Genomic DNA, 11247 nt, shown 5'->3' on the forward strand with positions numbered 1-11247 from the left:
GGGGCTGGACTGACCGCGGACGGCTGAGCCGTCGACTGGACGGGTGCCGCGGGGGCGGCCTGTGTCTGGGCAGAAACGGGGGATGCAAGCCAGGCGGCCGCCAGCACCAGAGCTGCGGCAAGGCTTGCTTGGAAGGACATGATCTTCATACTTCGGCCCAGTAGCGAATGAGGTTGTGATAGATACCCGTCAATTTGACCGTTTCGGGATCGTCACGCCCGAGCCGTTCCACCAGCGCCTGTATCGCGGTGTCGAGGTCAAAGATCATGCTCCGGGCTTGATCGTCCCGTATCATGCTCTGAAGCCAGAAGAAAGACGCAACCCGCGTTCCCCTGGTCACCGGCGTCACGAGATGGAGGCTGGTCGAGGGATAGAGCACGCAGTCCCCGGCTTGCAACTTGACTTCGTGCGAGCCGTAGCTGTCCTCGATCACAAGTTCGCCACCGTCGTACTCCTCCGGCTCGGCCAGGAACAGCGTGACCGAGAGGTCTGTGCGGATGCGAAGGCCGGTCAGGCGGTCGCCGCGGATCGCATTGTCGACGTGCAGGCCGAAATGGTGGCCGCTGCTGGCCGCATAGCGGTTGAACAGCGGCGGGAATATCTGGAGGGGGATCGCGGCCGCGATAAAGCGCGGGTTCGACGTCAGCGCCGAAATGATGCGGTTGCCGAGCTTGCGCGCGACCTCGCTGTCCGGCGCCAATTGCTCGTTGCGCTTGACCATCGCCGACTGCGAGCCGGCGGTGGAGCGCCCGTCCTCCCATTCGCTGACGTCCATGATGCGGCGGAAATCCGCCACATCATCCTTGCTCAGAACGCCAGGAAGGCACGTCAGCATGATCAGAACTTCGCTGTCGTCACGAGGTAGAATGCCCGCCCTGGCGCGACCGCCACGAAGGGCACGGCACTGCGATAGAACGAGTCGTAATAGAGCTTGTTCGTCAGGTTCTGGGCGTAGAACTTCATGGTCCAGTTCTGGTCGATCTTCTTCTCGAGGAATGCGTCGAAACGCCAGTAGCTCGGCAACTCGTTGGTGTTGGCCGCGAACGTGCCGCCATAGACCTTCGAGCGGTACACCGCCTGGCCGCCGAGTTCCCAGCCGCCGTCGAACTTGTACTTGGTCAGCATGCTGAACGACTGGTGGGCAATGTTGGCGAGCTGCAGACCGATGTTGGAGGCAACGCCGCTCTGCGTGACCTTCGACTGCATCAGCACCAGACCGCCAAAAATGCTCCAGCGGTCGGTGAGCTTGCCCTCGGCCTCGATGTCGATGCCTTGGATCCTGTAGGCAGCGCCCGAGGTCAGCAGATTGTTGACGGTCTCGCGCGCGTTGTCCTTGGTCGTCTGGAACAGCGCACCGGTTACCAACAGGTGACGGTCGGCGAGCTCCCATTTGGTGCCGAGTTCGATCGCCTTGTTACGCTCGGGTCCGAGCAAAACGGCCGTGTTGGGCGGAACACCACCGTAATCGGTCGCGGTCGCATCAAGTTCCGACCCGAACGGATTGGCCGAGGTCGCATAGGCTGCATACAGGCTGCCGATCGACATCGGCTTGTAGACCGCGCCGACGTTGTAATTCACGAGATCGGCATTCTGCTTCAAATAGGCCGGGTTGGTCGACGAACTCTGGCTGTAGCCGTCGTAGCGCACGCCGCCGTTCACAATGATGGTGTCCTGCCAGTTCGCGGTGTCCATGACGTAGACGCTGCTGGTGTTGACACCGTAGCGCGTCGGATTTCCAACCAGCGACGGCGTGTTGCTGAAGGGAATGTAGGTGTACTGCGGCGAGTAGAGATTGACCCCCGTGACCGCTCCGTTGCTGGTCGAGCCGCCGCCGAACAGTTCGGACGAGAGGCCGGTGTAACGGTCGATCGAGATGTTTTCGTTGGCATATTCGACGCCGAACACTGCGGTGTGCTTGACCCCGCCGGTGTTGAGCTTGAATGTGGCCTCGTTCTGGTTGGCCCATACATCCACGTTCTGGTAGCGGCTCTGCGCACTGGCCGTCGTGGTCCAGAGCAGCGGATTGGGGCTGGTCGTGATCGGGTTCTGCGGCAGCGTGCCGATATAATTCAGCAGCGAGTGCTCGCCGCGCACCTTGCTGGTCAGCGTGATGGCATCGTTGACCTTGTACTCGATCGTGCCGGTGCCGAAATCCTGCCGCGCCGTCTGGAAGTCGCGGTTGAGAAAGCCGTACCAGTTTCCGCGCGGAATGCCCGCCGACGTCACGGGGACATTGCCCTGCCTGTAGAAGGGCACGCCGAAATCCGGGTAGCCGCTGAGATCGGTGTGGACATAGTTCGTCGTGATCTTGATGTCGTTGGTCGGGGTGTACTTGGTCGAGATGAAAGAACCCCAGCGATCGTCGGTGATATAGTTGCGGCCGGCGACGTTGGCGTCCTGGAACAGGCCGCCCACGCGCACGGAGAAGGTCGGATCGACGACCTGGTTGACGTCGAGCGTGACGCGCTTGGTTCTGTCGGTGCCGAACTCGGTATCCATCCGCTTGAAATTGACGTCGCCCGCCTGCTTGGTGACGATGTTGATGGCACCGCCAGCGGTGCCGCGGCCGGCGTAGGACGAGGCGGGGCCCCGCAGGATCTCGATCTGCTCGGTGAAGAAGTTTTCGCGGATTGAGACCGCGGGATCGCGGATACCGTCGATGAAGACGTCGTTGCGCGCATCGAAGCCGCGGATGAAGAAGCGGTCGCCGAACGCGTTGCCCCCCTCCCCCGAACCCAGCGTCACGCCGGCGGTCGACCGCCCGATCTCCTTCAGCGTCGTGGCGTTCTTGTCCTCGAGAACTTCCTTGCTGAGCACGGTGATGGTCTTCGGCGTGTTCAGCATCGGCTCGGGAAACTTGCCGGAGGCCTGGACGTGGTCGACCTTGTATGGCGCCGCCGGATCCGAATACGGATTGCGGTCAACCTCGCCGGACGGCGTGGTGGGAGCGGTCTGCTGCGCCGCCTGCTGCCGCTGCGCGGCGCGGCGAAGCGCATTGCGCGCGCGGACCTGATCCGCCGTCGGCTTCGAAGCCACCGGGCGCGGACGCGCGACCGGCGCATCGACCGTCACCGGCGGCAGGTTCGACTGCTGCGCCTCCGCGCCGCTCGACACCGATGCTGCTGCGATCAGGCCCGCGACAGCGGAGACCTTCTTGCCGGAAACGCTCGTGAACTTTTCATCGAATGCTGCGACCGAACGCAACGACTTCGGTGCGACCACCTGCCCCATTACCAAACACGCCCCATATTCCAGTTCGCCCATTCACTTCGATGAGCGATTGGAGTGTTGGTATCGGCCGCAAAATTGCGGGTCAATGCGAGTAAGCCGCGAGAACGCTTGAATAAGTCCAGATCAAAGCGATTCTAAACTGCCGTTTGAAATCGTTCTAAATCGAGATTGGAGTCGTTCTAAAGAGCGCGTGAAAATGCTGCTAAATCGGCGGTCGCGGGCGCATGGTCAATCGCTGCTTGGCGGCTTCATCAACGAGAACAATTCATCGACGGTCTTCCGCGCCACCGCGCGCACGCGGTCGCTGTTGTCCATGCCTGCGATGTTGACGCCGTTGACGACGGCTCTGATCTCGTCGCGGAACTCGGTGAGAAAGCGCAAGGGATCACGCTGCTCGTTGGCGACGCGTGCGATCAGTCCCGTGATCAGGATCTGACACGCGATCAGCTTGCCGTTCAGTTCGTCCATGCTGCGCTCCCGTTGTGGCGCGTCGATATGACCGATGCCGATTTCCCTGACAACCGAAACGAGCTCCGCACGATTAGAACCGTTCCTGCCAGCCGTCGCCTTGCGGCCTAGGCGCGGCGCCGCTCAGTCCAGAGCACACCGCTTTCGAGCATTGCACAAACTTTGCACGCTGATCGTTCCTGAGGGGGGAATGCAGCACGGCACACCGTAGTGACACGGAGCTGCCTAACCCGTGCAAAGCTTTCCAATTGTTTAGGATTCTCAACCGATAGTGCTGTTTACACTGGAACTTGGCGTGTATTATACAAGCCTCCTGGAACCCTATGATTGCCTCATAATTCGTAGCTTAGGGCATAAGAGCCGACACGAGACGATATGAAAAAGTCCCGGCCGATCCTCTGGATTCTGATCATCGCGGCCGTGGCCTCCGCAGGTTACTATGGTTGGCAGAAATTCGGCTCGCCCGACGCCGGAAAAACCCAGACCGCACAAAAGGGGCCGCAGCGCCCGTCCGCCGTCCCCGTGAGCGTTTCGCCAGTTCAGAAGGTGGACTTTCCGGTTTACCTGACCGGTCTGGGCACGGTTGCGGGCTTCAACACCGTCCAAGTCCGGACCAGGGTGGATGGCCAGATCGACAAGATCGCCTTCACCGAAGGCCAGATCGTCAAGGAGGGCCAGCTTCTCGCCTCGATCGATCCCCGTCCCTATCAAGCCACGCTCGACCAGGCCAAGGCCAAGAAGGCCCAGGACGAGGCAAATCTGGCCAACGCCAATCTCGAGCTCCAGCGCGCCATGAAGCTCGGCGAATTCGCCACCGCCCAGCGGGTCGACACCCAGCGCTCCACGGTCGCCCAGCTCACCGCACAGATCGCCGCCGATGATGCTGCGATCTCCAACGCGCAGACCCAGCTCGACTACACCCAGGTCAAGGCGCCGATCACCGGCGTCGCGGGCCTGCGCCAGGTCGACATCGGCAACATCGTCAACGCCTCGACGCAGACCGGCATCGTCACGATCTCGCAGGTCGAGCCGATCTCGGTGATCTTCACCGCGCCAGAGGATCAGCTGCCCTATATCAGCGAGGGCCAGAAGGCCGGCGCGCTCAGGGTGATCGCCTTCACGACCGACGGCAAGAAGACGCTGGCCGAGGGCAAGCTTGCCGTCATCAACAACCAGGTCGACACCAGCAGCGGCACGATCCGGCTCAAGGCGGTGTTCGAGAACAAGGACCACGCGCTTTGGCCCGGTCAATCGGTGTCGACACGCCTGCTGGTGCGCACCCTCAAGGATGCGACCGTTGTCCCGGATGACGCGGTCCAGCACTCCACCAACGGCCTCTACGCCTATTCTGTCAATCAGGACAACAAGGCCGAGGTGCACAAGATCAAGGTCAGCTACAGCATCGACGGACGTTCGGTCGTCGACGAAGGGCTGACGCCCGGGCAGCAAGTGATCACCGGCGGCCAATTCAAGGTCCAGCCCGGAAGCCTCGTCTCCACGGCCGTGGCGAGTACGGATCCGGCCCAGAACAAGGTCCGACAGGAATGAACGCGGGCGGGATTTCGGCACCTTTCATCCGTTATCCCATCGGCACCTCGTTGCTGATGGCCGGCATTCTCTTCGTCGGTCTCGTCGCCTATCCCCTGCTGCCGGTCGCGCCACTGCCGCAGGTAGACTTCCCGACCATCCAGATCACAGCCAATCTGCCGGGCGGCAGCCCAGAGACCATGGCTTCGTCGGTGGCCCAGCCGCTCGAACGGCAATTCGCCCAGATCCCGGGCATCGCCCAAATGACCTCGACGAGCTATCTGGGCACCGCGTCGATCACCATCCAGTTCGACCTCAACCGCAGCATCGACGGCGCCGCCAACGACGTGCAGGGCGCCATCAACGCCGCGAGCGGTCAGCTGCCGAAGAACCTGCCCTCGCCGCCGACCTATCGCAAGGTCAACCCGGCCGACGCCCCGATCCTGCTGCTGTCGGCGACCTCCGAGACATTGCCGCTGACCAGTGTCAGCGACGCGGTCGACGCCCAGCTCGCCCAGCAGATCAGCCAGCTCTCCGGGGTCGCGCAGGTCTTCATCGGCGGCCAGCAGAAACCGTCCATCCGCATCCAGATCGACCCGGCGAAACTCGTCGCCAAGGGCCTGTCGATGGAGGACGTGCGCAGCCAGATTGCGATCACCACGGTCGACAGCCCGAAGGGTAACATCGACGGTCCGAAGCGCGCCTACACGATCTACGCCAACGACCAGCTCACCCAGGCCAAGGACTGGAACGACGTCATCATCGCTTATCGCAATGGTGGTCCCTTGCGAATCCGCGATGTTGGCCAGGCGGTCAGCGGCGCCGAAGACGCCAAGCAGGCGGCCTGGGCCAATGGCAAGCGCGGCGTCTTCCTGGTGATATTCAAGCAGCCGGGCGCCAACGTTATCGAGACTGTCGACCGGATCAAGGCCACCCTGCCTCGCCTCGTCGCCGCGATCCCGCCCGCGATCAAGATCGAGCTCATCAGCGACCGCACCACGACGATCCGCGCCGCGGTTGAGGACGTCCAGTTCACGCTGCTGCTGACCATTGCCCTGGTGGTCATGGTCATCTTCATTTTCCTGCGCAGTTTCTGGGCGACCGTCATTCCCACCATCACGGTGCCGCTGGCGCTGCTGGGCGCGTGCGCCTTGATGTGGGTCGTTGGCTATTCGCTAGACAATCTGTCGCTGATGGCCCTCACCATCGCGGTTGGATTCGTCGTCGACGACGCCATCGTGATGCTCGAGAACATCACGCGCTACATCGAGGAAGGCGAATCGCCCATGGCGGCCGCCTTCAAGGGCTCCAAGGAAATCGGCTTCACCATCGTGTCGATCAGCATCTCGCTGGTCGCGGTGCTGATTCCGCTGCTGCTGATGGGCGGCATCATCGGACGCCTGTTCCGTGAATTCGCAGTCGTGCTGGCGATGACGATCTTCGTCTCGATGTTCGTATCGCTGACCCTGACCCCGATGATGGCCTCGCGCTTCCTGCGCGCCCATGGCGAGGTTACCCACGGCAAGTTCTATCAATGGAGCGAGCGCGGATTCGACCGGATGTTGCGCGGTTACGAATGGGTGCTCGACCATGCCCTGGCCTGGCGCCGCACGACGCTCACGATCTTCTTCGCGACCCTTGCCCTGTCGGTCTATCTGTTCGTCCTGATCCCGAAAGGGTTCTTCCCGCAACAGGACGTCGGCCTGATCACCGCGACCTCGGAAGCCTCCCAGGACATCTCGTTCGCGGAGATGCAGCGTCGCCAGGTCGAACTTGGCAAGATCGTGATGGACGATCCCGACGTCGCAACGATCGCAATGAACATCGGCGGCAGCGGCCGCGCCGGCAATAACGGCAACATGTTCATTACGTTGAAGCCGCTCAGCGTCCGCAATGCCTCCGCGCAGCAGATCATCGCCCGGCTGCGTCCCAAGCTCGAAAAGGTGTCCGGCGCCCGCCTCTACATGCAGGCGGCCCAGGACGTCCGGCTCGGCGGCCGGCCGACCCGTACGCAGTTCGAGTTCACCCTGCAGGACGCAGATCTCGCCGAGCTCAACGACTGGGCGCCGAAGATCCTCGCCAAGATGCAGACCTTGCCGCAACTGCGCGACGTCGCGACCGACCAGCAGACCCAGGGCACCACGGTTCAGCTCAAGATCAACCGCGATACTGCAGCGCGTTACGGAATTCAGCCGCAGCTGATCGACGATACGTTGTACGACGCGTTCGGACAGCGTCAGGTCACGCAGTATTTCACCCAGCTCAACACCTACAAGGTGATCCTTGAGATCCTGCCGGAGATGCAGGGCAGCCTCGAGAGCCTGAACAAGCTCTACCTGAAATCTCCGCTGACCGGCGACCAGGTGCCACTGTCAACGTTTGCGACCTGGAGCACCGACCCGGTTCGGCCGCTCTCAATCAGCCACCAGGGCCAGTTCCCGGCGATCACGATCAGCTTCAACCTCGCCCAGGGCGTCGCGCTCGGCCAGGCCACGGAGGCCGTGCAGAAGGCGATGGCCGATCTCGGCGCGCCGCCGACGCTCAATTCGAGCTTCCAGGGCACGGCACAGGCGTTCCAGCAGTCGCTCGGCACCGTGCCGCTCCTCATCCTCGCCGCGCTGGTCGTGGTCTATCTGATCCTCGGCATCCTCTACGAGAGCTACATCCATCCGATCACGATTCTGTCGACCCTGCCCTCGGCCGGCGTCGGCGCGCTCGCGATCCTGATGGCGGCGGGCTTCGAGTTCAGCCTCATTGCTTTGATCGGAGTCATTCTGCTGATCGGCATCGTGAAGAAGAACGGCATCATGATGGTGGACTTCGCCATCGCCGCGGAGCGCGACGAGCACAAGACGCCGGCGGAATCGATCCGGCAGGCAGCGCTGTTGCGCTTCCGTCCGATCATGATGACGACGATGGCTGCCCTGCTCGGCGGCGTGCCCCTGATGCTCGGCCACGGCACCGGCGCCGAGATTCGCCAGCCGCTCGGCTACGCCATGGTCGGCGGTCTGATCGTCAGCCAGGCGCTGACGCTGTTCACCACCCCGGTCGTCTATCTCTATCTCGACGAGCTCAACAACTGGTTCTCGGGCTGGGGCCGCAAGGGTGACGGCGAAGGCGACGAGACGGTCGAGCACGGCACCGTTAAGGAAGCTGCCGAGTAGCAGCTTGCACCGCGCGCCTCACGACGTTACAGCGAGGCCCTCGGTTCACGTCAACGCGGTCTTGCCATGCCCTTGCAATCCAGACTTGTCGCCTTAGCAGCCGCTCTCCTGGTGTCGGCGGGTGCCGCGCATGCCCAGCAAGGCGCCAAGAAGAACGCAGCTCCGTCTGCCCCGGCGGCACAGCCCGCACCGGCTCCGACGCAGCCGCAGGCTGACGGCGCTGCGGCGCAGCAGCCCGGCTGGGTCGTGCGCTGCACCAGCGTCAGCCGCGACGCACCGCTCGAATGCGCGATGGAGCAGAACGCGGTGCTGACCAAGACCGGCCAGACCATCGTTCTGATCAACATCCGCATCGCGCCCGACACCCGCACACCGGTGGCGCTGCTGCAATTGCCGCTTGGCCTCAACCTTCCCATCGGCGCCAAGCTCCAGGTTGACGAGGGCAAGACGGTCGATCTCCAGATCCAGACCTGCGAGAACCGCGGCTGCTACGCCTCCACGCCAATCGCACCGGACCTGCTTGCGACCTTGCGGTCGGGCAAGCAGCTCAAGGTCTCCTTCCAGAACATGGCGAAGGAAACGATCGCGATCCCGATGCCGCTCGGCGATTTCGCGGCGGCCTACGACAAGATCAAGTAGCGACGCCTCCCCGTCACTGTTGCATATCCATTTTGCAGCCTAACGCCGCCGATACCGGGCGCCTCCAGGCGGAAAATCGGTCAGTCCACGCCCAGATAAGCCTTCTGCACCTGCGGATCCTCCGCGAGCGCCGCCGCCGTGCCCGACAGCACGCTCTTGCCGACCTGGAGCACCGTGGCGAAATCCGAGACCTCCAGTGCGAGCTCGATCGACTGCTCGGCGAGCAGAATGGTCAGGCCCTCGCGATGCAGGCGGCCGAAGGTCTCGTACATGGACTCGACCACCGCCGGCGCGAGACCGAGCGAAGGTTCATCCAGCATCAACAGCTTCGGGTCGCTCATCAGCGCGCGCCCGACCGCGAGCATCTGCCGTTCGCCACCGGACATGGTGCCGGCACGCTGGTTGCGGCGCTCCTTCAGGCGCGGAAAGATCTCGTAGACACGTTCGAGCAGCGTGGCCTGGCGCGACTTGTCGCGCAGCGGCGTTGCGCCAAGCATCAAATTGTTCTCGACGCTCTGCTGCACGAACAGCCGCCAGCCTTCTGGCGACAGCGCCAGCCCCTTGCGCACGATCGCAAAGGCTCTCTCGCCGGCGATATCCTCGCCGCGAAAGCGGATCGATCCGGAATGCACGGGAATGAGGCCGGCGATCGCGTTCAGCGTCGTGGTCTTGCCGCCGCCATTGGAGCCGAGTAGCGCCACGACGCTGCCTTCAGGAACCTCCAGCGAGACGTCGGACACGCCGATGAGATCGCCGTAGCGCACCTCGAGGTGCTCGATCCGCAGCAACGGCCCGCTCATAGGTCCGGCCCGCCCATCAGTTCGACCGGCGTGTGGCCGGCCGCTGCCTTGGCTGCACGCTTGCCGAGATAGGCCTCGATCACCGCCGGGTTGGATGTGACCTCGCGCGGCGATCCGCGGGCGATCTCCTTGCCCTGGTGGAACACCATCACGCGGCTGGCGAGTGACATGATCACTTCCATGATGTGCTCGACGATCACGAGGGTGATGCCGGAACGATGGATGTCGCGCACGAGGTCGATGGCGAGCCTCACCTCATGGGCGTTGAGGCCGGCCATGGCTTCGTCGAGCAGAAGCACCTTCGGTTCGGTTGCCAGCGCCCGCGCGATCTCCAGCCGCTTGCGACCGGGGGTGCCGAGCGAGCGCGCCGGCGCATCCGCAAGCCTGATCATGCCGACGCGCTCGAGCACCGCGCGCGCCCTGGTCTCGGCGTCCTTGCGATGCGAGGTGCGCAGGAATGCGCCGATCATGACGTTCTCCAGCACCGTCATGCCCTCAAATGTCTGCGGCACCTGGAAGGTACGAGCGAGCCCAAGCCCGGCGCGCAGCTCCGGCGCGAAGTCGGTGATGTCACGGCCCTCGAACAGGACGCAGCCCGAAGTGGTCTTGAGATCGCCAGTCAGGCAATTGAAGAAGGTGGACTTGCCCGCGCCATTCGGGCCGATCAGGCCGAGGATGTCGCCTTGCTCCAAGGTCACGGAGGCATCGTCCAACGCCTTGAAGCTTCCGAACGCCTTCGTAATTTCGCGTGCCTCAAGGAGCATGGCCAGCTCCCGTGTCCTTCGTCGGCTTGCTGCGCCGAGTGAACAGGCTGAGCAGACCGCCGGGCTGGAAGCGCGCGATCACCACGATGATCGCGCCATAGAGCACGAAGGTGAGCCCGGCGCCCTTGCCGCCGAGCCAGCTGTTCGAGATCTCCTCCAGCGGCACCAGGATCGCGGCACCGACCAGGGGCCCGAACAACAGCCCTGCCCCGCCCAGCGCCGCCATGATCAGGATTTTCACCGAAATCAGGATCCCGAACCCGGACTCGGGGTCGACGAAGCCGAACATCATGGCATAGAGCGCGCCGGCGACGCTCGTCAGCGCCGCACTCAGCATGTAGGCGTAGAGCTTGGTGCGACTGGCGGGTGCGCCGAGCGAGCGCGCCGCGCGCTCGGAGTCCTTGATCGCGCGCAGGTAAAATCCCATGCGGCTGTTGGTCATCCACCAGGTGATCAACAGCGTGATCACGAGGATTGCGAGGAAGAGATAGTAATACGGCAGCGACGACAGGAACGAGAGATCGAAGATGTTGCGCGGCACGGTCGGCCCTGAGAGCCCGACGGCCGCACCGAGCCAGTCGGTGTTGGTCACGATCAGCCGCATCGTCTCGGCGACCGCGATGGTCGCCATACTGAAATAATGGCCCGACAGAC

At 63.3% G+C, this 11247-nt stretch carries 9 protein-coding genes; 3 read left to right on the plus strand and 6 right to left on the minus strand.

Annotated elements, in window-relative coordinates; translation table 11 throughout:
- Nucleotides 1-145: 145 nt before the first annotated feature.
- From IVB32_RS13955 to IVB32_RS13965, 3 genes are all read right to left on the minus strand, one after another.
- A complete protein-coding gene (locus tag IVB32_RS13955; RefSeq protein WP_085352794.1) occupies nucleotides 146-835 on the minus strand; it encodes a Fe2+-dependent dioxygenase in 690 nt (229 codons plus the stop codon).
- A gap of 2 nt (nucleotides 836-837) precedes the next feature.
- On the minus strand, nucleotides 838-3231 hold the full coding sequence (locus tag IVB32_RS13960; RefSeq protein WP_247297564.1) for a TonB-dependent receptor: 2394 nt from the start codon (nucleotides 3229-3231) through the stop codon (nucleotides 838-840).
- A gap of 228 nt (nucleotides 3232-3459) precedes the next feature.
- Nucleotides 3460-3699, minus strand: coding sequence for a hypothetical protein (locus IVB32_RS13965; protein ID WP_085352792.1), 240 nt, complete (start codon nucleotides 3697-3699; stop codon nucleotides 3460-3462).
- Between the two features lie 375 nt (nucleotides 3700-4074).
- Here IVB32_RS13965 and IVB32_RS13970 point away from each other — a divergent pair, with 375 nt between their 5' ends.
- The 3 genes from IVB32_RS13970 to IVB32_RS13980 all read left to right on the plus strand — a co-directional run bounded on the left by IVB32_RS13970 (nucleotide 4075) and on the right by IVB32_RS13980 (nucleotide 9029).
- The gene (locus tag IVB32_RS13970; RefSeq protein WP_204510936.1) at nucleotides 4075-5247 is read left to right on the plus strand and encodes an efflux RND transporter periplasmic adaptor subunit; all 1173 of its coding nucleotides are present in this window, start codon (nucleotides 4075-4077) and stop codon (nucleotides 5245-5247) included.
- The gene (locus IVB32_RS13975) at nucleotides 5244-8390 is read left to right on the plus strand and encodes an efflux RND transporter permease subunit (RefSeq protein ID WP_247297571.1); all 3147 of its coding nucleotides are present in this window, start codon (nucleotides 5244-5246) and stop codon (nucleotides 8388-8390) included. Before IVB32_RS13970 ends, IVB32_RS13975 begins: the two co-directional genes overlap by 4 nt.
- Before the next feature lie 66 nt (nucleotides 8391-8456).
- Nucleotides 8457-9029, plus strand: a complete 573-nt coding sequence (locus IVB32_RS13980; RefSeq protein WP_247297572.1) for an invasion associated locus B family protein — start codon at nucleotides 8457-8459, stop codon at nucleotides 9027-9029.
- 80 nt (nucleotides 9030-9109) lie between these two features.
- On the opposite strand, the gene IVB32_RS13985 is transcribed toward IVB32_RS13980, so the two are convergent.
- From IVB32_RS13985 to IVB32_RS13995, 3 genes are all read right to left on the minus strand, one after another.
- Nucleotides 9110-9829: an ABC transporter ATP-binding protein gene (locus IVB32_RS13985; protein WP_085352790.1), complete on the minus strand. Its 720-nt coding sequence runs from the start codon at nucleotides 9827-9829 to the stop codon at nucleotides 9110-9112.
- Nucleotides 9826-10593, minus strand: coding sequence for an ABC transporter ATP-binding protein (locus IVB32_RS13990; protein WP_247297573.1), 768 nt, complete (start codon nucleotides 10591-10593; stop codon nucleotides 9826-9828). The genes IVB32_RS13985 and IVB32_RS13990 overlap by 4 nt, the downstream gene beginning before the upstream one ends.
- The coding region (locus IVB32_RS13995) for a branched-chain amino acid ABC transporter permease (protein WP_247410617.1) at nucleotides 10583-11247 on the minus strand (665 nt) is incomplete at its 5' end. The genes IVB32_RS13995 and IVB32_RS13990, both read right to left, overlap by 11 nt.

Origin of the sequence: Bradyrhizobium sp. 23 (assembly GCF_023073295.1) — a bacterium.
Taxonomy (GTDB): Bacteria; Pseudomonadota; Alphaproteobacteria; order Rhizobiales; family Xanthobacteraceae; genus Bradyrhizobium; species Bradyrhizobium canariense_D.

Coding starts and splice junctions, on each gene's coding strand:
- IVB32_RS13955 (WP_085352794.1), bottom strand. CDS start 835: ATGCTGACGTGCCTTCCTGGCGTTCTGAGCAAGGATGATGTGGCGGAT.
- IVB32_RS13960 (WP_247297564.1), bottom strand. CDS start 3,231: ATGGGGCAGGTGGTCGCACCGAAGTCGTTGCGTTCGGTCGCAGCATTC.
- IVB32_RS13965 (WP_085352792.1), bottom strand. CDS start 3,699: ATGGACGAACTGAACGGCAAGCTGATCGCGTGTCAGATCCTGATCACG.
- IVB32_RS13970 (WP_204510936.1), top strand. CDS start 4,075: ATGAAAAAGTCCCGGCCGATCCTCTGGATTCTGATCATCGCGGCCGTG.
- IVB32_RS13975 (WP_247297571.1), top strand. CDS start 5,244: ATGAACGCGGGCGGGATTTCGGCACCTTTCATCCGTTATCCCATCGGC.
- IVB32_RS13980 (WP_247297572.1), top strand. CDS start 8,457: ATGCCCTTGCAATCCAGACTTGTCGCCTTAGCAGCCGCTCTCCTGGTG.
- IVB32_RS13985 (WP_085352790.1), bottom strand. CDS start 9,829: ATGAGCGGGCCGTTGCTGCGGATCGAGCACCTCGAGGTGCGCTACGGC.
- IVB32_RS13990 (WP_247297573.1), bottom strand. CDS start 10,593: ATGCTCCTTGAGGCACGCGAAATTACGAAGGCGTTCGGAAGCTTCAAG.